Annotated in this window: 23 protein-coding genes and 3 pseudogenes; 7 read left to right on the top strand and 19 right to left on the bottom strand. The window is 37.6% G+C overall.

The annotated features are described in order from the left end of the window. Nucleotides 1-119 precede the first annotated feature (119 nt). Nucleotides 120-1,106 (top strand): L-lactate dehydrogenase, encoded by a 987-nt coding sequence (locus AC6I9F_RS05060; protein ID WP_498023141.1) that lies wholly within the window; start codon nt 120-122, stop codon nt 1,104-1,106. 260 nt (nt 1,107-1,366) lie between these two features. On the opposite strand, the gene AC6I9F_RS05055 is transcribed toward AC6I9F_RS05060, so the two are convergent. The 6 genes from AC6I9F_RS05055 to AC6I9F_RS05030 all read right to left on the bottom strand — a co-directional run bounded on the left by AC6I9F_RS05055 (nt 1,367) and on the right by AC6I9F_RS05030 (nt 8,145). After that, nucleotides 1,367-2,140, bottom strand: a complete 774-nt coding sequence (locus AC6I9F_RS05055; RefSeq protein ID WP_498023140.1) for a potassium channel family protein — start codon at nt 2,138-2,140, stop codon at nt 1,367-1,369. A gap of 82 nt (nt 2,141-2,222) precedes the next feature. Further along, on the bottom strand, nt 2,223-3,032 hold the full coding sequence (gene walJ / locus AC6I9F_RS05050; protein WP_054384038.1) for an exodeoxyribonuclease WalJ: 810 nt from the start codon (nt 3,030-3,032) through the stop codon (nt 2,223-2,225). A 1-nt stretch (nt 3,033) separates the two neighbouring features. Then, nucleotides 3,034-4,383, bottom strand: a complete 1,350-nt coding sequence (gene vicK, locus AC6I9F_RS05045; protein ID WP_173212554.1) for a cell wall metabolism sensor histidine kinase VicK — start codon at nt 4,381-4,383, stop codon at nt 3,034-3,036. After that, on the bottom strand, nt 4,376-5,080 hold the full coding sequence (gene yycF / locus AC6I9F_RS05040) for a response regulator YycF (RefSeq protein WP_498023139.1): 705 nt from the start codon (nt 5,078-5,080) through the stop codon (nt 4,376-4,378). The genes vicK and yycF overlap by 8 nt, the downstream gene beginning before the upstream one ends. A 55-nt stretch (nt 5,081-5,135) precedes the next feature. After that, a complete protein-coding gene (gene mutY / locus AC6I9F_RS05035) occupies nt 5,136-6,311 on the bottom strand; it encodes an A/G-specific adenine glycosylase (RefSeq protein WP_498023138.1) in 1,176 nt (391 codons plus the stop codon). A 163-nt stretch (nt 6,312-6,474) separates the two neighbouring features. Next, nucleotides 6,475-8,145: a formate--tetrahydrofolate ligase gene (locus AC6I9F_RS05030; RefSeq protein WP_498023137.1), complete on the bottom strand. Its 1,671-nt coding sequence runs from the start codon at nt 8,143-8,145 to the stop codon at nt 6,475-6,477. Between the two features lie 225 nt (nt 8,146-8,370). Here AC6I9F_RS05030 and coaB point away from each other — a divergent pair, with 225 nt between their 5' ends. The 5 genes from coaB (at nt 8,371) to AC6I9F_RS05005 (ending at nt 11,515) form a co-directional block, all read left to right on the top strand. Beyond that, nucleotides 8,371-9,060 (top strand): phosphopantothenate--cysteine ligase, encoded by a 690-nt coding sequence (gene coaB / locus AC6I9F_RS05025; RefSeq protein WP_498023136.1) that lies wholly within the window; start codon nt 8,371-8,373, stop codon nt 9,058-9,060. An 11-nt stretch (nt 9,061-9,071) separates the two neighbouring features. Next, nucleotides 9,072-9,623: a phosphopantothenoylcysteine decarboxylase gene (gene coaC, locus AC6I9F_RS05020; RefSeq protein WP_498023135.1), complete on the top strand. Its 552-nt coding sequence runs from the start codon at nt 9,072-9,074 to the stop codon at nt 9,621-9,623. Then, on the top strand, nt 9,607-10,170 hold the full coding sequence (locus AC6I9F_RS05015; RefSeq protein ID WP_049532675.1) for an ECF transporter S component: 564 nt from the start codon (nt 9,607-9,609) through the stop codon (nt 10,168-10,170). The genes coaC and AC6I9F_RS05015 overlap by 17 nt, the downstream gene beginning before the upstream one ends. 290 nt (nt 10,171-10,460) lie before the next feature. Beyond that, entirely contained in the window at nt 10,461-10,988 is a 528-nt protein-coding gene (locus AC6I9F_RS05010) for a hypothetical protein (protein ID WP_301352549.1), read from the top strand. A gap of 11 nt (nt 10,989-10,999) precedes the next feature. Further along, nucleotides 11,000-11,515, top strand: a complete 516-nt coding sequence (locus AC6I9F_RS05005) for a transcription repressor NadR (protein WP_301352551.1) — start codon at nt 11,000-11,002, stop codon at nt 11,513-11,515. Here AC6I9F_RS05005 and AC6I9F_RS05000 read toward each other — a convergent pair. From AC6I9F_RS05000 to AC6I9F_RS04970, 7 genes and pseudogenes are all read right to left on the bottom strand, one after another. Next, nucleotides 11,512-11,652, bottom strand: a pseudogene (locus tag AC6I9F_RS05000) (8-oxo-dGTP diphosphatase); the annotation flags it as partial. The gene AC6I9F_RS05005 and the pseudogene AC6I9F_RS05000 overlap by 4 nt on opposite strands. A 77-nt stretch (nt 11,653-11,729) precedes the next feature. Continuing rightward, on the bottom strand, nt 11,730-12,695 hold the full coding sequence (locus AC6I9F_RS04995; protein WP_000789622.1) for a substrate-binding domain-containing protein: 966 nt from the start codon (nt 12,693-12,695) through the stop codon (nt 11,730-11,732). Between the two features lie 103 nt (nt 12,696-12,798). Continuing rightward, complete coding sequence (locus AC6I9F_RS04990; RefSeq protein WP_498023134.1) at nt 12,799-13,743, bottom strand: ABC transporter permease subunit; 945 nt, start codon at nt 13,741-13,743, stop codon at nt 12,799-12,801. 1 nt (nt 13,744) lies between these two features. Beyond that, on the bottom strand, nt 13,745-15,223 hold the full coding sequence (locus AC6I9F_RS04985; RefSeq protein ID WP_498023133.1) for a sugar ABC transporter ATP-binding protein: 1,479 nt from the start codon (nt 15,221-15,223) through the stop codon (nt 13,745-13,747). Between the two features lie 13 nt (nt 15,224-15,236). Further along, complete coding sequence (gene rbsD / locus AC6I9F_RS04980) at nt 15,237-15,635, bottom strand: D-ribose pyranase (protein WP_000759835.1); 399 nt, start codon at nt 15,633-15,635, stop codon at nt 15,237-15,239. Further along, nucleotides 15,610-16,521: a ribokinase gene (gene rbsK / locus AC6I9F_RS04975; protein WP_023940188.1), complete on the bottom strand. Its 912-nt coding sequence runs from the start codon at nt 16,519-16,521 to the stop codon at nt 15,610-15,612. Before rbsK ends, rbsD begins: the two co-directional genes overlap by 26 nt. Then, the gene (locus tag AC6I9F_RS04970; RefSeq protein WP_333502961.1) at nt 16,521-17,495 is read right to left on the bottom strand and encodes a LacI family DNA-binding transcriptional regulator; all 975 of its coding nucleotides are present in this window, start codon (nt 17,493-17,495) and stop codon (nt 16,521-16,523) included. Before AC6I9F_RS04970 ends, rbsK begins: the two co-directional genes overlap by 1 nt. A gap of 134 nt (nt 17,496-17,629) precedes the next feature. On the opposite strand from AC6I9F_RS04970, the pseudogene AC6I9F_RS04965 reads away from it, so the two are divergent. Further along, a pseudogene (locus AC6I9F_RS04965) lies at nt 17,630-17,707 on the top strand (DNA-binding transcriptional regulator); the annotation flags it as partial. Here AC6I9F_RS04965 and AC6I9F_RS04960 read toward each other — a convergent pair. From AC6I9F_RS04960 to AC6I9F_RS04935, 6 genes and pseudogenes are all read right to left on the bottom strand, one after another. Continuing rightward, nucleotides 17,704-17,871: pseudogene (locus AC6I9F_RS04960) on the bottom strand (8-oxo-dGTP diphosphatase); the annotation flags it as partial. The pseudogenes AC6I9F_RS04965 and AC6I9F_RS04960 sit on opposite strands and share 4 nt — an antisense overlap. A 103-nt stretch (nt 17,872-17,974) precedes the next feature. Continuing rightward, a complete protein-coding gene (locus tag AC6I9F_RS04955; protein WP_498023132.1) occupies nt 17,975-18,742 on the bottom strand; it encodes a class I SAM-dependent methyltransferase in 768 nt (255 codons plus the stop codon). 206 nt (nt 18,743-18,948) lie between these two features. Continuing rightward, complete coding sequence (locus AC6I9F_RS04950; RefSeq protein ID WP_498023130.1) at nt 18,949-19,416, bottom strand: 8-oxo-dGTP diphosphatase; 468 nt, start codon at nt 19,414-19,416, stop codon at nt 18,949-18,951. Nucleotides 19,417-19,487: 71 nt separating this feature from the next. Continuing rightward, the gene (locus tag AC6I9F_RS04945; protein WP_498023128.1) at nt 19,488-19,976 is read right to left on the bottom strand and encodes a GNAT family N-acetyltransferase; all 489 of its coding nucleotides are present in this window, start codon (nt 19,974-19,976) and stop codon (nt 19,488-19,490) included. A 14-nt stretch (nt 19,977-19,990) separates the two neighbouring features. Continuing rightward, the gene (uvrB, locus tag AC6I9F_RS04940; RefSeq protein ID WP_498023126.1) at nt 19,991-21,979 is read right to left on the bottom strand and encodes an excinuclease ABC subunit UvrB; all 1,989 of its coding nucleotides are present in this window, start codon (nt 21,977-21,979) and stop codon (nt 19,991-19,993) included. 76 nt (nt 21,980-22,055) lie between these two features. Beyond that, complete coding sequence (locus tag AC6I9F_RS04935) at nt 22,056-23,009, bottom strand: CPBP family intramembrane glutamic endopeptidase (RefSeq protein ID WP_498023124.1); 954 nt, start codon at nt 23,007-23,009, stop codon at nt 22,056-22,058. Nucleotides 23,010-23,076: the final 67 nt, after the last annotated feature.

The following is a 23,076-nucleotide window of genomic DNA, read 5'->3' as shown; positions in this document are numbered from 1 at the left end:
CCACTAAAACGTTTACATTGAGAACTATAAGGCATATTCGTGACAAAGTTTTTTAAAAGTGATAGAATGAAGTTGTCTGGGGAAAATCCCCTAATAAAATTAAGGAGATGTTTAGAACAATGACTTCAACTAAACAACACAAAAAAGTTATCCTTGTCGGAGATGGTGCTGTAGGTTCATCTTACGCTTTTGCACTGGTTAACCAAGGAATTGCACAAGAGCTTGGAATTATCGAAATTCCACAATTGCATGAAAAAGCTGTTGGTGACGCACTTGACCTTAGTCACGCCCTTGCCTTCACTTCACCTAAAAAAATCTATGCAGCTCAATACTCTGACTGTGCAGACGCTGACCTTGTTGTGATCACTGCAGGTGCGCCTCAAAAACCAGGTGAAACTCGTCTTGACCTTGTAGGTAAAAACCTTGCTATCAACAAATCAATCGTAACTCAAGTTGTTGAATCAGGTTTCAAAGGTATCTTCCTTGTTGCTGCTAACCCAGTTGACGTTTTGACTTACTCAACTTGGAAATTCTCTGGTTTCCCTAAAGAACGCGTTATCGGTTCAGGTACTTCACTTGACTCAGCTCGTTTCCGTCAAGCACTTGCTGAAAAATTGGATGTTGATGCTCGTTCAGTTCACGCTTACATCATGGGTGAACACGGTGACTCTGAGTTCGCTGTTTGGTCACACGCAAACATCGCTGGTGTAAACCTTGAAGAATTCCTTAAAGACACTCAAAATGTTCAAGAAGCTGAATTGATTGAATTGTTCGAAGGTGTTCGTGATGCAGCCTACACAATCATCAACAAAAAAGGTGCAACATACTACGGTATCGCAGTAGCCCTTGCTCGTATCACTAAAGCAATCCTTGACGATGAAAATGCAGTACTTCCACTTTCAGTATTCCAAGAAGGTCAATACGGAGTTGAGAACGTCTTTATCGGTCAACCAGCTGTTGTTGGTGCACATGGTATCGTTCGTCCAGTAAATATCCCATTGAACGACGCAGAAACTCAAAAAATGCAAGCATCTGCTAAAGAATTGCAAGCTATCATTGACGAAGCATGGAAAAACCCAGAATTCCAAGAAGCTTCTAAACACTAATTTAACTATAGACAACTCCTTGAGTACTCAGGGAGTTGTTTTTTATCTATATTATAGTGGATTGAAGTTGAAATAGCACCCCATTACTCTAAAACGTTGTTATAAAATGCTTTAAATTCCTAATTGATTTGTTCAGATTTTATTTCATTTCTCTATAAAACGCATAGTATCAAGTTTTTATACCTGATAATATGCGTTTTATTGTGTCAAGACTTACTTGATTTCTCCTCGAATCAAGTTTTGTTTTGTCTTTATTTTTATTATGTTTTTTCAAGCAAATCTTGTATCATCCGATGCAGTTCTTCGATTTTCTCAGATTGCTTCTCTAGTAATATTCTCTGACTAGATAATTCATCTTGAAGTTTATCAAGTTTTATCTGTTCATCTGGATTATCCTTTACAAAAAAGTTCGTCAAAGCACTTGTTAACATCCCTATTGTTCCAATACCGACAAGCATCAGTAAAACTGCTAGCCATTTCCCAAAAAGGGAAACTGGAACAATGTCACCATACCCAACAGTGGTTACTGTCACAAGAGCCCACCAAAGACTATCTGAGAAGGATTTTTCTTCAACTACAGATAAAATTGAACTTCCTACTAGAACGATAAAAATATTAACATACAAGATATAAAGCAAGCCATTTGTTCGTAAGAATCTACTAATTTTTCTTTCTAATTTACCTGTAAGTCCAATTATTCTAAGTAAACGAGTCAGTTTCAGTAATTTTGTCAGCCTTGCTAAGCGGAAGATACGCCCTAATCGAAATACTGTAAAAATAGCATTTAAAGGGAGAATAGCCAATAAATCAAAAATATTTTCAAGAATAAAGCGCCATTTTCTTTTAGTAATAAAAAAGCGCCAACTATAATCAATTACAAAAACACCCCAGATTGCTAAATCAATAATACTATAAGGCGGATTGTCCAAATCAATCATCTCAGCAAATCCAAGTAATACCAGAATAACAGAGATTAAAGCAAGTAAAATAATTGTTGTATCATAATAATCTGCAAAAAAACATTTTCTTTTCACACTACTTCTCCTATGTTATTTTTGAACGTTATACCACAACAAATATCTACTAATTTATAAAAAGAAGGCACTCGCCTTCTTTCTATATATCTGTCAATGGTGTTGCGGTATCTGGTGAGGTATCATAAACCTTAAAGTCTACTCCAACTCCCAGATCAGCTTGTGCTAGCTGGTTGACCATAGTCATGTGAGCCAGCTCCTTGATATTGTTTTCCTTAGACAAGTGACCAAGATAGATTTTCTTAGTGCGATTTCCTAGCGTCCGAATCATGGCTTCGGCACCATCTTCGTTAGAAAGGTGACCCAGATCCGATAGGATTCGTTGTTTGAGTCGCCAAGCGTAAGAACCTGCTCGCAAAATCTCTACATCATGGTTGGACTCGATAAGATAGCCGTCCGCATTTTCGACAATCCCTGCCATACGGTCACTGACATAACCTGTATCTGTCAAAAGGACAAAACTTTTATCATCCTTCATAAAGCGATAGAACTGCGGTGCGACTGCATCATGGCTTACACCAAAACTCTCGATGTCAATATCTCCAAAGGTTTTGGTTTTGCCCATCTCAAAGATATGCTTTTGCGAAGAATCCACCTTGCCAAGATATTTACTATTTTCCATAGCTTGCCAGGTCTTTTCATTGGCATAAAGATCCATACCATACTTGCGAGCCAAAACGCCTACTCCATGGATATGATCTGAATGCTCATGGGTAATCAAGATGGCATCCAGGTCTTCTGGTTTGCGGTTAATTTCAGCAAGGAGACTGGTAATTTTCTTGCCAGACAAGCCTGCATCCACTAAAAGCTTCTTTTTTGGGGTTTCCAGATAAAAGGAATTTCCACTGGAACCCGACGCTAAAATACTGTATTTAAAGCCTATTTCACTCATTCTAGTCTTCTACTTCGTCCTCCCATACTTCTTCTTTCACTGCATCCTTATCATAAGGGAGCACAATTGTGAAAGTTGATCCCTTACCGTATTCACTCTTGGCCCAAATAAAGCCATTATGTTGTTTGATAATTTCTTTGGCAATAGACAGTCCCAGACCTGTTCCACCTTGGGCACGACTTCTAGCACGATCCACACGATAGAAACGGTCAAAGATACGTGGTAAATCCTGCTTAGGAATCCCCAAACCGTGGTCAGAAATGGATAAAATCATCTGGTCTTCAGTTGTCTTCATTCTGACAGTGATTTTACCCCCATCTGGCGAATACTTAATAGCATTATTTAAAATATTATCAATCACCTGCGTCATCTTATCTGTATCAATTTCCATCCAGATAGAATTGATAGGATAATCCCTCACTAACTCATATTTTTTCTCCTTTTCCTGTCCTTTCATCTTATCAAAACGATTGAGGATAAAGGTAATAAAGGCAGTGAAGTTAATCAGTTCCACATCCAAGTGACTAGTGGCGTTATCAATCCGTGAAAGATGAAGGAGGTCGGTCACCATGCGCATCATACGGTTAGTTTCGTCCAGAGACACCTTGATGAAGTCTGGTGCTACAGTTTCACACAAAGCTCCCTCATCCAAGGCTTCAAGATAGGATTTCACGCTGGTTAAAGGAGTCCGTAACTCATGACTAACGTTGGAAACGAAGAGTCTCCGTTCTCGCTCTTCCTTCTCCTGCTCCGTCGTATCATGCAAAACAGCCACCAAACCTGAAATAAAGCCAGACTCTCGACGAATCAAGGCAAAGCGAACTCGAAGGCTCAGATATTCCCCATTGATGTCTTGGGAATCTAGCAACAATTCTGGACTTTGGGTAATCAAATCACGCAATTCATAGTCTTCTTCTATCTTGAGTAATTCCAAAATGCTTCTATTCAGAACATCTTCTTTAACCAGCCCCAGTTGCTTCTTGGCTGTATCGTTAATCATGATAATCTGCCCCCGACGATTGGTCGCAAGAACCCCATCTGTCATATAAAACAGGATACTATTTAGTCTCTTACTCTCTTGTTCTAGATTTTCCTGAGTGAGACGAATAACCTCCGACAAGTCATTCAAATTATTGGTAATATTGGTGATTTCAGACCCACCTTGCATATCAAGAACCTTGGAATAATCTCCTGCAATCAAATCTTTAACCTTTTGATTGATTTGCTTCAACCGAATATTATCACGTCTATTCTCTAGTAATAAGAGGGTCACAACAAGGATGAAACCTAACAAAATCAGGATAAAGATAAAATCTCTGGTAAAAATCGTTTGTTTCAGTAAATCAAGCATTATTTCTCATGTAATACCCTACACCACGGCGCGTCAAGATATACTCTGGTCGGCTGGGCGTATCTTCAATCTTCTCACGCAGACGTCGGACAGTCACATCAACTGTACGGACATCACCAAAATAGTCATAACCCCAGACAGTCTCAAGTAAGTGTTCGCGCGTAATGACTTGACCTGTATGCGATGCCAAATGATACAAAAGCTCAAACTCACGATGGGTTAAGTCTAGTTCTTCGCCATATTTTTTAGCCACGTAGGCGTCTGGAACAATTTCTAAATCCCCAATTTGGATAGGTTGAGGTTTACTTTCTGCTTCCTGCCCATCTACTAGCATAGGTTGAGAACGACGCAGCAAAGCTTTAACACGCGCCTGCAACTCACGATTGGAGAAGGGTTTTGTCACATAGTCATCTGCCCCAAGCTCCAAACCGATGACCTTATCAAATTCGCTGTCTTTAGCCGACAGCATGATAATAGGTACACTACTGGTCTTGCGAATGGTCTTAGCAACTTCCAAACCATCAATTTCCGGAAGCATCAAATCCAGAATAATAATATCTGGTTGCTCTGCTTCAAATTGCTCTAGCGCTTCACGACCGTTAAAAGCAGTTACAACTTCGTAACCTTCCTTGGTCATATTAAACTTGATAATATCCGAGATTGGTTTCTCATCATCTACAATTAGTATTTTTTTCATATGTTCACCTTTTTCTCTACTATTATACCAAAAAAATAACAAGAAGACACAATAGCTAGTCTTTGTTAGTGTCTATATTGGCTTTTGCATAAGCCTGCCAGATTTTTTGTTGGGGTTTGGCAAGTGGGTAATTCTTGAACTCTTCTGGTGAAAGCCAGCGAACTTCTCTATCGGAAAAGTCATGGTAGTCAGTCACCTGACCGGTTACAATTTGAACATGCCATTTACGATGACTAAAGACATGCTTGACAGTCTCAAAATAAACATCAAACCAAGCAACATCTAGGTCATAGTCCTGCTGGAAACTCTCCTCTGGACTGGGGCCAAAGTTTACACTTTCTTCTGCAACCTGATGAAAGAGGTCAAACTGCTCCTCTTGCGAAAAGTTATCAACTTCTATCAATGGGAAATGCCAAAAACTTGCCAATAGCTTTTCACTTTCATTTTTTTCAAGCAAAAATTGTCCTTGAGAATTTTTCACAACTAAGGCTTTAAGATAAATAGGAACTGGCTTTTTCTTTGGTGCCTTAATTGGATAACGGTCCATTGTGCCATTCTGGTATGCCGCACTAAAGTCCTTCACTGGACTGTCTTCTGGTCTGGGATTTACAGGCGCCTCAATATCTGAGCCCAAGTCCATCAAGGCTTGATTAAAATCACCCGGACGATCCGGATCAATCAAGATTTCCATCATTGCCTGAAAAATTTTGCGATTCTTTGGAATGCCAATATCGTGATTGACTTCAAACAGACGCGCCAAAACCCGCATGACATTACCATCGACCGCTGGCTCAGGCAAATTAAAAGCGATACTGGAAATGGCTCCTGCTGTGTAAGGGCCAATCCCTTTTAAACTAGAAATTCCTTCATAGGTGTTTGGAAATTGACCACCAAAGTCAGCCATAATCTGCTGGGCTGCAGCCTGCATATTACGAACTCGAGAATAATAACCCAAACCTTCCCAAGCCTTCAACAAACCTTCTTCAGGAGCTGTTGCTAAACTTTCCACTGTTGGAAACCAGTCCAAGAATCTTTCGTAGTAAGGGATAACTGTATCCACTCTGGTCTGCTGGAGCATGATTTCCGAGACCCAGATATGATAAGGATTTTTACTTCTACGCCACGGTAAATCTCGCTTGTTTTCATCATACCAAGCGAGAAGTTTCTCACGGAAAGAAATAATCTTCTCCTCTGACCACATGGCAATACCATATTCTTTCAAATCTAACATATCTCTAGTATAACACAGAAGATTCTAACTGTCCTTTTCCTAGTATTAAAAAGCCTCTTCCCAAGAGAAAGAGGACTAAATTTTATTGATGAACTGCTTGCAGTCTGAGAAAAAATGAGCTTGGATAGTATTTCCAAACTCATTTAAAGTCAATTGCAATATACTAGAACAAGCCTAGAACGGTTCCATCGCTTTCAACATCCATGTTTAGAGCAGCTGGTCGTTTTGGAAGTCCAGGCATGGTCATCACATCACCAGTTAGGGCAACGATGAAGCCTGCACCTAATTTTGGTACCAATTCACGAATGGTAATTTCAAAGTTTTCAGGTGCTCCAAGTGCATTTGGATTGTCTGAGAAGCTATACTGGGTCTTAGCCATACAGATTGGCAATTTGTCCCAACCGTTTTGAACGATTTGAGCGATTTGTGTTTGAGCTTTCTTCTCAAAGTTCACTTTGCTACCACGGTAGATTTCAGTAACAATCTTTTCAATCTTTTCTTGGACGGAAAGGTCATTCTCATACAAACGTTTGTAGTTAGATGGGTTTTCAGCGATAGTCTTGACAACTGTTTCGGCAAGTGCTACTCCACCTTCTGCACCATCAGCCCAGACACTAGCCAATTCAACTGGTACATCGATTGAGGCACAAAGTTCTTTCAAGGCTGCAATTTCAGCTTCTGTATCAGAGACAAATTCGTTAATAGCCACAACTGCTGGAATACCGAACTTACGGATGTTCTCAACATGGCGTTTCAAGTTAGCAAAACCGGCACGAACAGCTTCTACGTTTTCTTCTGTCAAAGCGTCTTTAGCCACACCACCATTCATCTTAAGGGCACGAAGGGTTGAGACAATGACAACTGCATCTGGAGATGTTGGTAAGTTTGGTGTCTTAATATCAAGGAATTTCTCGGCACCAAGGTCTGCACCAAAACCAGCTTCAGTAACTGTGTAATCAGCCAAGTGAAGGGCTGTGCTTGTTGCCAAGACTGAATTACATCCATGAGCGATATTGGCAAATGGACCACCGTGCACAAAAGCAGGCGTTCCATAAATTGTCTGAACCAAGTTTGGCTTAATAGCATCCTTCAAAATCGATGCTAAGGCACCTTCAACCTGCAAATCACCTACAGAAACAGGTGTACGATCATAGCGATAACCGATAACAATATTAGCCAAACGGCGTTTCAAGTCCTCGATGTCTGTTGCCAAGCATAGAATCGCCATGATTTCGGAAGCGACGGTAATGTCAAAGCCATCCTCACGAGGAATACCATTTAGAGGGCCACCAAGTCCAACTGTTACATGACGAAGTGCACGATCATTCAAGTCCACTACACGTTTCCAGAGGATACGACGTTGGTCAATTCCCAACTCATTCCCTTGGTGCAAGTGGTTGTCGATCAAGGCAGAAAGAGCATTGTTGGCAGTTGTAATGGCATGCATATCCCCAGTAAAGTGGAGATTGATGTCCTCCATTGGTAGAACTTGAGCGTAACCACCTCCTGCAGCACCACCCTTAATCCCCATTACTGGACCAAGAGATGGTTCGCGGATAGCAATCATGGTTTTCTTGCCAATCTTATTCAAGGCATCCGCAAGACCAATGGTAATGGTTGATTTTCCTTCACCTGCAGGTGTTGGGTTGATGGCAGTAACCAAAATCAATTTCCCAACTGGATTGCTCTCAACTGCACGAATTTTATCAAAGCTGAGCTTAGCCTTGTACTTTCCATACAACTCCAAATCGTCGTAAGAAATTCCAAGCTTCTCTACAACATCAACAATAGGTTTCAACTCAATACTCTGTGCGATTTCAATATCTGTTTTCATTCAAAACTCCTCTAACCTCTTATATGATAATTCATTATAACACAAAACAAGATTTTTAACATCCTTAAACTCTCTAAACGTTCGTAAATATCCTTATTTTTAAGGTTTTTAGAGTCCTTTCTTAAATTTTATATGGCTTTATAGTTTGAAACTATATTCTTTCCTTTTACCAAAATTTTATCACTTTCATTTTACTTACCGTTTATTTTTGTGTACAATAGTGCTATGAAAATTTTAGTTACATCGGGCGGTACCAGTGAAGCTATTGATAGCGTCCGCTCTATCACTAACCATTCTACAGGACGCTTGGGGAAAATCATCACAGAGACTTTGCTTGCTGCAGGACATGAAGTTTGTTTAATTACTACAAAACGAGCTTTGAAGCCAGAAGCCCATCCCAACCTAAGCATTCGAGAAGTTAACAATACAAACAACCTTCTCCTTGAAATGCAAGAACGTGTTAAGGATTATCAGGTCTTGATTCACTCAATGGCTGTTTCTGACTACACTCCTGTTTATATGACAGGGCTTGAGGAAGTTCAATCTAGTTCCAATATAGAAGAATTTTTAATCAAGCAAAATCATCAAGCTAAGATTTCTTCAACTGACGAGGTTCAGGTCTTATTCCTGAAAAAAACACCCAAGATCATCTCTCTAGTCAAGGAATGGAATCCTGCTATTCATCTGATTGGTTTTAAACTACTAGTTGATGTATCTGAAAATCATCTAATTGACACTGCTAGAAACAGTCTTATCAATAATCAAGCAGACTTAATCATTGCAAATGACCAGACTCAAATTTCAACAGACAAGCATCGTGCTATCTTTGTTGAGAAAAATCAACTTCAATCAGTTAATACTAAGGAAGAAATTGCAGAACTCCTCCTTGAAAAAATTCAAGCCTACCATTCTTAGAAAGGAAAGATATGTCACATATTCTCTTGGCTGTAACAGGGTCAATCGCCTCTTACAAGTCGGCAGATTTAGTCAGTTCTCTAAAAAAACAAGGTCATCAAGTCACGGTTTTAATGACTCAGGCCGCTACAGAGTTTATCCAACCTTTGACACTACAGGTCTTATCACAGAATCCTGTCCACCTTGATGTCATGAAGGAACCCTATCCTAATCAGATTAATCATATCGAACTTGGAAAAAAGGCAGATTTATTTATCGTAGTCCCTGCAACAGCTAACACAATTGCAAAGCTAGCCCACGGCTATGCTGACAACATGGTAACCAGCATAGCTCTAGCCTTGCCCAAAAATATTCCTAAACTAATAGCTCCTGCTATGAATACAAAAATGTATGACCATCCGGCAACTCAGACTAATCTGAAAACATTAGAAACATACGGCTATCAGCTGATTGCTCCGAAGGAATCCCTACTAGCTTGTGGAGACCATGGACGAGGAGCTTTAGCTGACCTCACAATTATTTTAGAAAGAATAAAGGAAACTCTCGATGAAAAAACGCTCTAATATTGCACCTATTGCTATCTTTTTTGCAACCATGCTCGTTGTACACTTTATGAGCTCGCTTGCCTTTAACCTTTTTCCATTTCCAATCAAACCGACCATTGTTCATATTCCTGTCATTATTGCCAGCATTATCTACGGTCCACGAGTTGGGGTTACACTTGGATTTTTGATGGGACTTCTTAGCTTGACAGTTAATACGATTACGATTCTACCTACAAGCTATCTCTTCTCACCATTTGTACCAAACGGAAACATCTACTCAGCTATCATTGCCATCGTCCCACGTATTTTGATTGGTTTAACTCCGTATCTAGTCTATAAACTGATGAAAAATAAAACTGGTTTGATTCTAGCTGGTGCCCTTGGTTCACTTACCAACACAGTCTTTGTACTTGGTGGAATTTTCTACCTTTTTGGAAATGTTTTTGATGGTAATATCCAAAAACTCCTAGCAACTGTTATCTCAACAAATTCGATTGCCGAATTAGTCATTTCCGCAGTTCTAACCCTAGCCATTGTTCCAAGATTACAAACTTTGAAGAAATAAAAACAATCTCCGCTTTCATGCTTGAAGGTGGAGATTTTGTTTGAAGTAGTTTCTTTTTAGTGAACTCTTTACCAATATTTATACTCAATGAAAATCAAAAAGTAAACTAGGAAGCTAGCCGCAGGTTGCTCAAAACACGGTTTTGAGATTGCAGATGGAAGCTGACGTAGTTTGAAGAGGTTTTCGAAGAGTATTAACTTAAAAATGACCTATAAACCTAAGTAAATCCTTGCTTTATTGTCTATTTTATTGTACTATACTAGTGTATATACAATAAAAAGGAGATTCTTATGAATACACGGAAAAAGACACAATTTATGACAATGACTGCCCTCTTAACGGCTATTGCAATTTTGATTCCAATTGTTATGCCTTTCAAGATTGTCATTCCACCTGCTTCCTATACTTTAGGAAGCCACATCGCTATTTTTATTGCCATGTTCTTATCGCCCTTGATGACTGTTTTTGTCATCCTAGCTTCTAGTTTCGGATTTTTGATGGCTGGCTATCCCATGGTTATCGTTTTTCGAGCTTTTTCCCATATCTTTTTTGGGACTTTGGGGGCTCTTTACCTACAAAAATTCCCCGATACCCTAGATAAACCAAAAGCTTCCTGGATTTTCAACTTTGTTTTAGCGCTTATCCATGCCCTTGCTGAAGTATTAGCCTGTGTCGTTTTTTATGCAACTTCCGGTACCAATGTAGAAAATATGTTTTATGTTCTCTTTGTACTAGTTGGATTTGGCACAATTATCCATAGTATGGTAGACTATACATTAGCACTAGCTGTCTATAAAGTACTTCGAAAACGCCGTTAAAAGGAAAAGCTATGACAAAAGATCGCAAACAAGCCCTGCTCCAACTCTTGAAAGAAGCTCCTAAAGCCCTTAATGGCCAAAGTTTGGCGGAGCATTTTCATGTAACACGCCAAGTCATTGTACAAGACATTGCAATTTTAAGAGCCGATGGCGCTCCTATCCTATCCACTAATCGTGGCTACATCTATAAGCAAGTTGATACCAATCCTTATGTTCACAAACTTTTCAAAGTGAAACATGAAGTTGAAGAAATCGGTCAGGAACTCCTTGCTATCGTCGATAATGGAGGGCGTGTCCAGAATACCTTGATTGACCATCCCGTTTATGGAGAAATCGAAACCTTGCTGAAACTGTCTTGTCGCAGAGATGTGCAACATTTTCTAGAACAAGTCGAGCATTCTGACTTTAGACCTCTGTCTGAATTGACAGATGGCATCCATTACCACCTAGTCGAAGCCGAAACACAACAAGACCTCCGCTATATCGAGGAGGCCTTGAATCAGCTAGGTTATTTAGTAAAGGATTAGAAAATTTTCTTTTCCCAATCGTCTTCTGTACGGCGAGGGTAGAAAAATTCAGATTTGTCCGGAGCTTCCATCATCTCCATCAAAGGTAGCATATCATAGGCCAGATCCAAGTTTGGAATCTGGTCTTTTTGAATCCAATATCTCAAATAGTAACAATGATATTTAAAAACCACATTGAATGAAAATTAACAACTACTTGCTTACTAAAAATATATCACCAGTTATGTTGATCAACATTATCCTTAGTCACAAGATAAATTGGAGAAACTGTTTCTTTTTCCAGTTTTTTCCCTTGATAATGATCGATTGCTGATTGAATAGCAATTTCACCCATCTTAGCTGGTTGCTGAGCAATAGTGGCAGTAATATCACCTTTTGCAATAGCGTCATGTGCATCTGGTTGACCATCAATACCAACAATTAATACATTGCTAAGACCAGCTGCTTTTACTGCTTGTGCAGCTCCTAACGCCATCTCATCATTCTGTGCAAAGATTGCTTGTACTTCTTTGTTTCCTTGAATCATATTTTGCGCTGTATTCAAAGCTTTTGCGCGATCAAAATTAGCAGATTGACTAGAAAGAACATCTAAATTTGTCTTTGAAATTTGTTCAAATCCTTTACCTCTATCCACAGTTGCAGAAGCGCCAGGGACTCCTGATAATTCAAAAGTTTTTGCTTTTTCTCCCAATTGCTTGGTAATAAATTCTGCAGCCATTTTACCTGCTTCTACGTTATCAGAAGCAACAGTTGTCAAGACTTCACCACCATTACTACCGCGGTCAATTAAGATTACTGGAATATTTGCATTATTAGCAGCTTTAATAGATGTAACAATTGCATCAGAATCAACTGGATTAATTAGTAAAGCATCTACATTTTGACTAATAAAATTCTGAATATCATCTGCTTGTCTAGCAGCATCATCTTGTGCATCTGCTATCTTCAAAGTTACTTCTTTTTCTCCTGCGGCTTTTTCAAGACCATCTTTCATAGCCACAAAATAGGGATTGTTAGTAGTCGAAATAGAAACTCCTAATTTTAATTCTTTTGCCGACTTTTGAGTCGTAGATTTGTTATCATTTGATGAATTTCCTAAACCAGTTTTTCCACAAGCTACTAAAGCAAAAATAAATGTTACAAACAAAGCAAAAATGCTAATTTTTTTAATATTTTTCATGTTATTACTCCTCGTAATATATATCTATAGGGATAGTTTCCATCCCGACTATTGTTCGTCATCTAATAAATTGTTACTATTTCCAAAAAAATTGAAAATGATTCTACTGTTTTACAACTTTAAAACGATCAATCAGAACAGCAATTAAGATTACAATTCCTTTTACTACTTGCTGCCAAAATGCTGAAACACCAATAATATTAAGTCCATTATTCAAAACTCCAATAATTAAAGCACCTATTAGAGTCCCCAGTATACGACCTTTACCTCCTGATAATGAGGTTCCCCCAAGAACAACAGCTGCAATAGCATCCATTTCATAACTAGCACCTGCTGTTGGTTGAGCAGAACTTAAGCGTGATGTTATAATCAATCCAGAAATTGAAGCCATAATACCTGAAATTGAATAAATGATAATTTTCACTTTATTTAGTTTCACACCTGATATATATGCTGCTTTTTCATTCCCCCCTATAGCATACACAGATTTACCAAATGCTGTTTTATGAAGTAAAACATATAAAACAATAAATACAATAAACATAATAATTACAGGAAATGGAATTCCGACTATGTAACCTTGCCCCAAAAATTGAAATAAGAATGTATCACTTAATCCTTTTGTAATAGGATTCCCATTTGTATAAACAAGTGTTGCGCCTCTAAAAATAGTCATAGTTGCTAAAGTAACGATAAATGGAGCTAATTTCCCGTAGGAAATCAATAAACCATTCATCATCCCCAGAATGCAACCCAAAATTAAAGAGATGAGAATTGCTAACGTAACAGGCATTCCAGATCCTAATAGGCCAGCGGTTAGCGCACTGGATAAGGCTAAAATTGATCCAACTGATAAATCAATTCCACCTGTTAGAATAACAAAGGTCATTCCAAAAGCGATCAGTGCATTTGATGTTACTTGCAATAGTAAATTTAACAGATTATTTGCTGTTAAAAAATTTGAATTGATAATAGTGATGACAGCCATTAAAATTATCAATGCTATTACTGTTGTCAATTCTGACATATACTTCATAGTATTTTTCACACTATTGTCCTCCTGTAGCTAGTTGCATAACTTTTTCTTGTGTAGCTTCTCGACGTGTTAATTCCCCACTAATTCTACCTTCATGCATGACCATAATGCGATCACTGACTCCAATCACTTCTGGTAAATCTGAAGAGACCATAATAATCGGTACACCTCGTTCAGCCAATTCATTCATTAATTGGTAAATTTCACGCTTAGCTCCAACATCTACCCCACGAGTTGGCTCATCTAAAATCAGTACTTTTGGTGCAATACCTATCCATTTTGCTAAAACTACTTTCTGTTGGTTACCACCAGAAAGTGTTCCAACTTCCTTATCTGGATAACCTGATTTAATTCGTAGCCTATCAATTAAACGTTGTACAAATATATCACTTGTTTTATTATCAAAAATACCATTTTTAACAAAATCACGAGTACTAGGTAAAGTCATATTATCTTTAATAGAAAAATCTAAAATCAATCCCTCATCTTTACGATCTTCTGTTAAGAAACCAATTCCATGCTTAATTGCTTCAAAAGGATTTTTAATTATCAGTTGTTCTCCATTTATTATAATTTGACCAGATTTTAAAGAATCAATTCCAAAAATTGCTCGCATTATTTCAGTACGACCAGCACCCATCAAACCAGAAAAAACAAGAATTTCCCCTTGACGTACATAGAAAGAAATATCCGTAAAAGCATCACCAGAAAGATTCTTAGCTTGAAAAACAATATTCCCAATCTCAGCCTTTTTTTCTGGATAATAATCTTCTAATTCACGCCCCACCATCTTTTGAACTAATTCATCCGCATTAGTTAACTTCGTTTTCTTGGTATCAATTACAAACCCATCCCTCATAACAGTTATAAGATCTGTAATCTTAAAGATTTCTTCCATCCGATGTGAAATATACACAATACCTACACCATCAGATTTTAATCCTTCTATCACTTTAAAAAGTGTTTCAGTTTCACGATCAGTTAAAGCTGCTGTGGGTTCATCCATAATTAACAAGGAAACTTCTGATAATAAACATTTTGCTATTTCTATCATTTGTTGTTGTCCGACTGATAATTGACCAATGATTGCATCAAGAGGAATAGAGATATTAAGACGTTTAAATGCTTCTTTAGCTTTCCTTTCCATACTAGCTTTATCTAAAAACCCAATCGAATTTTTTATTTCTCTTCCTAAAAAAAGATTATCAAGTACAGTCATATCTGGCCAAGTATTCATTTCCTGATGAATAAAACTCAGTCCAAACCGTTCTGCCTCTTGAGGATTAGAAAATGTTTTTTCTTTTCCATCAATAAAAATAGTTCCTGAAGTAGCTGGAAAAAGTCCAGTTAAAATATTCATTAAGGTTGATTTGCCTGCACCATTCTCTCCCATTAAAGCATGAACTTCTCCTGAATTAAGAACCAAATCAATACTTTCTAAAACACGATTATTCCCAAAAGATTTTGAAATGTTCTTCATTTCAATTTTCATAGGCAACCCCCTTCTAAATAATAACTCCTGATTGCAAGATTATATTCGAATATGGTGTATCTTCCCCAGTGCGAATAACTGCCTTAACTTTAGTATTCATAGCTTTCAATTCTTCATGACTAATATATTCAATAATTATATTCGATCCTAAAAGATCTAGAACTGCTTGCCACTGTTCTTTGTTTTTTTCCTTAATTTCTTCTGCTAAGAAAATTTTTTCAATAAGTACATGATCTGAATATTCTTTTAAAACTTCTAAAAAACTTGGACTACCTTTTCTTAATGCTAAATCAATTTTATCAACACCTTTTGGAACTGGCAATCCTAAATCTCCGATACAAACCAAATCCATATGACCTAAATCATCAGCTAGTTTTGCTATATTACTATTTAAAATCCCATATTTCTTCATATCCTGAATGCTCCTTTATTTCTTTCAAACTCGGCATGCCTCCTTGCGCTCCAAATCTTTGAACAGAAAGATGTGAAGCAATTGTTGCAAAGGACAATGCAACATTCATCTCTTTTCCTTTTGAGATAGCATAAGCAAAAGCACCATTAAATGTATCTCCTGCTCCTGTAGTATCAACTACTTCTGCTTTTATAGCAGGAATCTTCTGAACTACTGCCCCATCATAATAAATGGAACCTTCAACTCCTAATGTCACAATCATTTTATTAGGATAAATTTTAATAATTTCTTCTAATTTCTTATCTGGAAAAAGCTCTGAACATTCATGCTCATTAGGAGTAATAAAATCACAAAAAGGAATCATCTCTATATCTGTTTCTCTAGCTGGTGCAGGATTGTAAAGCACCTTAACTTTATTTTCTTGGCAAAATTTAGCTATAGATAGATTGGCTTCATGTGGTATTTCATTCTGTAATACAACAATACTTGCATCACTAATCAATTCCCACTCATTTTTCCAATCATTTGTTTTAACTAAATTATTCGCTCCGGGATAATAAATAATCCTATTATCACCTCCATATAAAGTAATTTGTGCAACTCCCGTAAATTGTGGTACCGTTCCCACATGTTCTGTAGAAATATTATTATTTTGCAGATTACTTAGTAAATCTGCTGAAAAAATATCTTCTCCGACGTTTCCAAATATGTAAATATTATCTTCTACACTGGATAATCTACCAATAGCTACAGCTTGATTTGCACCTTTTCCACCTGGAACTATATTAAACGAATCCCCAAAAATCGTTTCACCTCCTTCTGGAATCCTTTTTGTTCTCATAACTAAGTCCATTGAAATACTTCCAACAACAACAATTTTACTCATTACTTTCTCCTTAATGTATTTCTTTCTACGTATCTAACAGGTAGTTTAATTTTAGCTTCATCTATAGAGAACTTATTTGCCATATTATAGATTAGCTTTGCAGCCTGTTCTCCCATTTTATATGATGATTGGTGAATAGTTGATAAAGAAGGGTAAATAAATTGACTAAGTACAATATCATCATAACCAATGATTTGAATATCATCTGGAATTTTTTTCCCAATTGCTAAAATTTCATGAATATAAGCTATTGCATGAATATCAGAAGGTGCTATAATACTATCAATATTTGGATTTCTTTTTAGATTCTCTTTAGCTTCTTTTTGAATTTTTTCAAAGTCAAACGTTTCACTTTCTTCAATACGAATCTCTAAAGATTTATTCCTCAAATAGTTTAAACTTGCTTCAAACCGTTCCGCGATATTCTCGGCTTTATCATCTAAAACTTTAATAATCAGAACTTGTTTAGCACCTGCATTACAGATTGCTTCAGCAGCCAAACGACCACCTGACTGATTATCAGAAAAAACACCGTAACCTGTATCTTTACTAATTCGGTCAACTACAACAACAGGTAATGATAAATCCGGATATTCTTTTGTGAAGTCATGTGTAGTAATAATGCCAGCAGCATTTGTTTTTAACAGTAAATTAACATATTCACTCAAAGATTCTTGGTCTGAAATCGTACCAACCATAATTCTATAACCTTTATCTTTCAAATATGATTCAGCTCCTCGAACCAATCTTGGGAAGAAGGGATTTGAAATATCTGGTAATAAGAGTCCTACCATTTGGTTTTTTTTAGTTTTCAAAGATTGTGCTAATACATTTGGTGTGTAATTTAATTTTTTAATCGCATTTTTTATTTTCTCTCTCGCATCATCTCCAACATAACCTTTTTTTGATATATATCTTGAAACCGTTGATTTTGATACTCCAGCTTCTTCAGCAACCTGTTTTATTGTAGTCATCATTCCTCCTTCTTACGTTGTGGAACCGTTCCCTTATTCTATAGTAAACGTTTTCTTTTGATTTGTCAATACTTTTCTAAAAATATTTTAAATTTATTTCATAGTACATATATTTTTCCAAATCTATTATTACTATTACACAGGAAACACAACAAGACCTCCACTATATCGAGGAGGTCTTGGATCAGCTCGGTTATTTGGTAAAAGACTAGAAGATTTTCTTCTCCCAGCCATCTTCAGTACGGTGGCGGTAGAAAAACTCCGACTTATCAGGCGCTTCCATCATCTCCATCAAGGGTAACATATCATAGGCCAGATCCAAGTTTGGAATCTGGTCTTTTTGCACCCAAGAAACTTCTCCAAATCCAAAAGATTGAGACTTTTATATAGAATCAGCTATAGCATGCTCTAAAGACTATCCGCTTGATTTTATATTGAAAAACTTCTCCTTAATTTTTCACAATTTCGTTCCCTTAATTTTACTTTCGAGCAATAAACATACCATATTCTTTAGGAATAATTAACTTACCCTTATGAAAATGCACTTCCAATCTTTTACGAATGACTTTTTCTTCTAGCGAACCTATTTCTGAAATTCCTTTAAAGGATTGGATGTATTTAACTAGATCATCTATGCTAGTTACCTGTAACTCATCATCATAGAGTAATGTATCGACAGAGTTAAAATACCTACTCAGGTACCTTTTGCCATTTTGTAAAGTAAAAGTTTTATTTTCCAAATCTTGATTAACCTCATCTTTAAATAATCTTGCCAAATAATCTACAACTCCATTTTCACCAAATGTAGCACAGTAAAAAATTCCGCCTGTTTTTAAGACTCTATTCACCTCAGAGAGAGCTTTAGGAATATCATTTACATGATGTAGAAGCATATTAGCAATAACAATATCAAACGTTTCATCCTCAAAAGAAATCTTTTGAATATCCATTATTTCATAGTTAACATTGTCTCTATTTCCAATCACTGACTTCGTTGATTTTACCATATCTTTAGAAAAATCTGTAACAATCAACTGCTTCATTTTATCTATAGAATCACTATTACTTTTCCATAGTTCTCCTGTACCACATCCCAATTCTAGAACCTTTACTTCATCAATGATTTGGTAGTTAGAAAATATCCAATTATTAAATCCCAATTTATTTTTTGAATACTTCTTATGCAATTCTACTCGAATATCAAGATTATCATGACTTTTATATTGTTCAATTACTTTATCATCCATTTTCTGGTACTTCCTTTCATATTTTAAGATTATACCATAAAACAAAACAATCTCCGATTTCAACATTGAAGGTGGAGATTGTTCAAAATATAGATCGAAAAGAATAATAAGAAATTTAGAGATATTCAGTTGACTTACACCACCATACTTAGCCTATATTTCAGTACCTTACTTTAAAAGATAACACCTATCAACTAATCATAGAACTAAAAAATTTCTTTCTCCCAATCATCTTCTGTACGGCGAGGGTAGAAAAACTCTGACTTGTCAGGATCTTCCATCATCTCCATCAAGGGTAGCATATCATAGGCCAGATCCAAGTTTGGAATCTGGTCTTTTTGCACCCAAGAAACTTCTCCCTCATCTGAAGAGCGAAGAGTACCAGAGAACTCAGTTGCCTTATAACAAACGACAATATAGCGCCCACCTGTATCTAGTGGCCAATTTTTAATGCCGACAAGTTGAGGATTTTGGATAGTCAACCCTGTTTCTTCATATATTTCACGAATGACAGACTCCGCAAAAGCCTCGCCGTTTTCTACATGGCCTCCTGGAAAGGCATAACCTGACCAGCGATTAGTTTCAGGAGAGCGATACTGCATTACCACGCGCTGAGTTTCTAGGTCTTCAATCAGACAAATATTTGTTAAAATCGTTAATTGGGAACGGGACATATTTTCTCGCTTTCTAATTTATTAAATTTTCAGACTTACTACCAGAGATATTATCTTTTACTTTTTTAAAATTATTTAGAATAGAACACCATTCGTTTTTCCTTTATAGGCTTTCCAAGTTCAAGTATTTTTTCTTGTCCATCAAAAGTAAAACCCATTTTTTGATAGAAAGCAATGGCGCGCTTGTTATCTTTCAATACCCATAAGAAAATTTCAGAAAAATGATTAAGAGCAGTCAAAGCTGCTTTCATTAACTTTTGTGCGATACCTTTTCCATAATAGTCTTTTAAAACATATAAAGCAATAATTTCACCATCTTGAATAGTCTCATCACGAAAATTGCCATAACTGATAAAACCAACCACCTTCACGCCATCCATCGCAATCAATGTATTTTCTGGATACTTTTGACTAAAGAATCGGCATCTTTCTAATGTCATTGTCTCCTGAAATTCTGCAGGCAAAAGGTTATCATAAGCCTCTCTCCACGTTTGCCAGTGAACGAGGGATTTATCTTCTATCTCTTCAGGAGTTTCCATTGATTTGATAATAACCGTCATTTGTTTTCTTCTCCTTAATACAACGCCTTGACTTCCAGCATCATATCTCGGATCTGAGCTGCTAGTTCAAAGTCAAGCACTTCAACGGCTTCTTGCATTTGTTTTTCCAGTTTCTTGACTAGTTCTTTGCGTTCTTGTTTGTTGAGGCTATTGATATCGACTTCCTTGTCCTCTTCCTTGGCAACTGCTTTGGTCACGGCAATCAGATCACGGATTTCTTTCTTGATTGTTTGTGGTACGATACCATGTTCTTCATTATAAGCCATTTGTATTTTGCGACGGCGGGCAGTTTCATCGATGGCACGTTGCATAGACTGGGTCACAGTGTCCGCATACATAATGACATGACCTTCACTGTTACGGGCAGCACGGCCAATAGTCTGGATGAGTCCACGTTCATTACGAAGGAAGCCTTCCTTATCAGCATCGAGAATGGCAACTAAGCTTACCTCAGGAACGTCAATCCCTTCACGGAGGAGGTTAATCCCTACTAAGACGTCAAAGACTCCCAAGCGCAGGTCACGGATAATCTCCGTCCGCTCCAAGGTCTTGATATCCGAGTGCATGTACTTGACTTTGATACCCATTTCTTTGAAGTAGTCGGTTAAGTCTTCTGCCATCTTCTTGGTCAAGGTGGTAATAAAGGTTCGTTCATTCTTTTCAACACGGGCATTGATTTCGCCTAGGAGGTCATCAATCTGTCCCATAGTCGGACGGACTTCCACCTCTGGATCTAAAAGACCTGTCGGACGAATGATTTGCTCAATCACTGTCTCGGTCTGTTCATTTTCATAGTCGCCTGGTGTCGCTGAAACGTAAACAATCTGATGCACATGGCTTTCAAACTCTTCACGACGGAGAGGTCGATTGTCCAAGGCGGACGGTAAACGGAAACCATAATTAACCAGCATTTCCTTACGCGAACGGTCACCATTGTACATACCCTTGATCTGCCCCATAGTCATGTGACTCTCGTCAATCATGATCAAGAAATCATCTGGGAAGAAATCCAACAAGGTGTAAGGTGGCTCTCCTTCGCTCCGTCCATCCATGTGGCGTGAGTAGTTCTCAACCCCATTTGTATAACCCATCTCACGTAGCATCTCAATATCATACTCTGTCCGCTGTTTTAAACGCTGGGCTTCAAGTAATTTGCCTTCTTTTTCAAAGATAGCTAACTGCTCCTCCAATTCAGCCTGGATCTTAGCAATGGCCACTTCCATATGGTCGTCATTGGTCACAAAGTGAGTGGCTGGGAAAATCGCCAAATGATCCACTTCACCAAGGACTTGACCTGTCAAAGCCTCCACTTCGCGGATACGATCAATCTCATCTCCGAAGAACTCTACTCGAAAGGCATGCTCATCACGGGAAGCTGGAAAAATCTCCACCACATCCCCACGCACACGGAATCTTCCGCGTTGGAAATCAATGTCGTTTCGCTCAAACTGAATATCGACCAAGTCATTCAAGAGTTTATCACGAGAAATTTCCAGACCTGGACGCAGACTCACGACGCTGTCAGCATATTCCTTTGGCGAACCCAAACCATAGATACAAGAGACTGAGGCCACAACAATGACATCATTACGCTCCAAAAGAGCCGAAGTCGCTGAGTGGCGGAGCTTGTCAATCTCGTCATTGACAGAGCTGTCCTTTTCAATATAGGTATCACTAGAAGGGACATAGGCCTCTGGTTGGTAATAATCATAGTAGGAAACAAAATACTCAACAGCATTCTCAGGGAAAAATTCTTTAAACTCCCCATATAGCTGTCCTGCCAGAGTCTTATTATGGGCGATGACCAGAGTGGGTTTATTGACTTTGGAAATGACCTGACTCATGGTATAGGTCTTCCCTGTACCAGTCGCCCCCATCAGAATCTGAGCTTTTTCTCCCCCCTCGATATTATCTACCAACTGTTCGATAGCTTGAGGTTGGTCTCCTGATGGTTGATATTTTGATACTAGTTTAAATTGATTATCTGTAATGCGGTTAATCATAAGAATCCTCTCTCGATATGCTATTCCTATTTTAGCATACTTGTATCATTTTCACGAAGAAAAGGACGGACCTAAGTCACATCCTTTCATTTTCTTTCTTTAATTGATAAGCGAGATAGACAATCAGCAGAAACAAAATAATACTGGACATGATGGAACCCTCAATACCAAAAGACCCACCAGATAGCCAGTCTTGATTGCCTTGTGGAGTAAATTTCATGATTGAGGTTCCTGAAGACTGACCACTAACTAATACTCCAAAGAGGTTGCCCTGTGCGAAATTCCAAGCTCCATGAATACCACCTATACCCCATATAGTATCTGTTTTAAGAAGATATAGGGACATGGCAACTCCGAATAAAAAGAGATCAATTGCAGATAAGAAAGTTATGCCTGAATTTCCTAAATGAAGTAAGGTAAAGAACAGGCTAGATATAAGAACAGCTAGTTTTAGATTAGTTCTTGAGGCCAATTGAGGAAGGAGCCAAGTACGGGCCACCACTTCTTCTGTTGTCCCCTGTAAAATCCAAAATGGAATGGTAAAAATGACAAAGGCTAGCGAATAAGGATTCAAGTGAATGGACTCCAAACGATATTGTCCTAAGGCTACTAAACCTAACAAGGTCAGAAGAAAAAGTGCCAGACCTATACCAAACCCTTTAAGAAGATTGCTGAGGAAATTTTCTTTATAAAATCCTAAAGTTCGAATAGGTCTTTTCTCTACTTTTCTAGTCCATCTAAACACAGTTAAGATGATAAAACCAAAGGACAGTAATTCAAATATCAAATGGATGTCACTTGATTTATCAGATAAATTCTGAAATAACATTTGAAGGAAATCTGCAATTCTTTGACCACCCATACCAAGATTGCTAAATAGCCCGATCAATGCTAAAAAACTAAGGCCAAAAAATAGAGAAGATATGAACTCAGATATATAGACGAAAAATAAAGCTAACAAGGGGCTTGTGTAAATGTTTAAACTCATTTTAGAAGTTTCAAAGTCTTTTAAGATTCTTTTGTCTTTCATAACTTTATCCTCTTTTACTATATGATATACCTTTATTATAGCACTTCTGTTGTGTGATTCAAGACAA

This window comes from Streptococcus nakanonensis (genome assembly GCF_059738785.1).
Note: the sequence above shows the minus strand (reverse complement) of the source record. Positions and strands in the feature narration are given on the sequence as shown.

Coding starts and splice junctions, on each gene's coding strand:
- AC6I9F_RS05060 (WP_498023141.1), top strand. CDS start 120: ATGACTTCAACTAAACAACACAAAAAAGTTATCCTTGTCGGAGATGGT.
- walJ (WP_054384038.1), bottom strand. CDS start 3,032: ATGAGTGAAATAGGCTTTAAATACAGTATTTTAGCGTCGGGTTCCAGT.
- vicK (WP_173212554.1), bottom strand. CDS start 4,383: ATGCTTGATTTACTGAAACAAACGATTTTTACCAGAGATTTTATCTTT.
- yycF (WP_498023139.1), bottom strand. CDS start 5,080: ATGAAAAAAATACTAATTGTAGATGATGAGAAACCAATCTCGGATATT.
- mutY (WP_498023138.1), bottom strand. CDS start 6,311: ATGTTAGATTTGAAAGAATATGGTATTGCCATGTGGTCAGAGGAGAAG.
- AC6I9F_RS05030 (WP_498023137.1), bottom strand. CDS start 8,145: ATGAAAACAGATATTGAAATCGCACAGAGTATTGAGTTGAAACCTATT.
- coaB (WP_498023136.1), top strand. CDS start 8,371: ATGAAAATTTTAGTTACATCGGGCGGTACCAGTGAAGCTATTGATAGC.
- coaC (WP_498023135.1), top strand. CDS start 9,072: ATGTCACATATTCTCTTGGCTGTAACAGGGTCAATCGCCTCTTACAAG.
- AC6I9F_RS05015 (WP_049532675.1), top strand. CDS start 9,607: ATGAAAAAACGCTCTAATATTGCACCTATTGCTATCTTTTTTGCAACC.
- AC6I9F_RS05010 (WP_301352549.1), top strand. CDS start 10,461: ATGAATACACGGAAAAAGACACAATTTATGACAATGACTGCCCTCTTA.
- AC6I9F_RS05005 (WP_301352551.1), top strand. CDS start 11,000: ATGACAAAAGATCGCAAACAAGCCCTGCTCCAACTCTTGAAAGAAGCT.
- AC6I9F_RS04995 (WP_000789622.1), bottom strand. CDS start 12,695: ATGAAAAATATTAAAAAAATTAGCATTTTTGCTTTGTTTGTAACATTT.
- AC6I9F_RS04985 (WP_498023133.1), bottom strand. CDS start 15,223: ATGAAAATTGAAATGAAGAACATTTCAAAATCTTTTGGGAATAATCGT.
- rbsD (WP_000759835.1), bottom strand. CDS start 15,635: ATGAAGAAATATGGGATTTTAAATAGTAATATAGCAAAACTAGCTGAT.
- rbsK (WP_023940188.1), bottom strand. CDS start 16,521: ATGAGTAAAATTGTTGTTGTTGGAAGTATTTCAATGGACTTAGTTATG.
- AC6I9F_RS04970 (WP_333502961.1), bottom strand. CDS start 17,495: ATGACTACAATAAAACAGGTTGCTGAAGAAGCTGGAGTATCAAAATCA.
- AC6I9F_RS04955 (WP_498023132.1), bottom strand. CDS start 18,742: ATGGATGATAAAGTAATTGAACAATATAAAAGTCATGATAATCTTGAT.
- AC6I9F_RS04950 (WP_498023130.1), bottom strand. CDS start 19,416: ATGTCCCGTTCCCAATTAACGATTTTAACAAATATTTGTCTGATTGAA.
- AC6I9F_RS04945 (WP_498023128.1), bottom strand. CDS start 19,976: ATGACGGTTATTATCAAATCAATGGAAACTCCTGAAGAGATAGAAGAT.
- uvrB (WP_498023126.1), bottom strand. CDS start 21,979: ATGATTAACCGCATTACAGATAATCAATTTAAACTAGTATCAAAATAT.
- AC6I9F_RS04935 (WP_498023124.1), bottom strand. CDS start 23,009: ATGAAAGACAAAAGAATCTTAAAAGACTTTGAAACTTCTAAAATGAGT.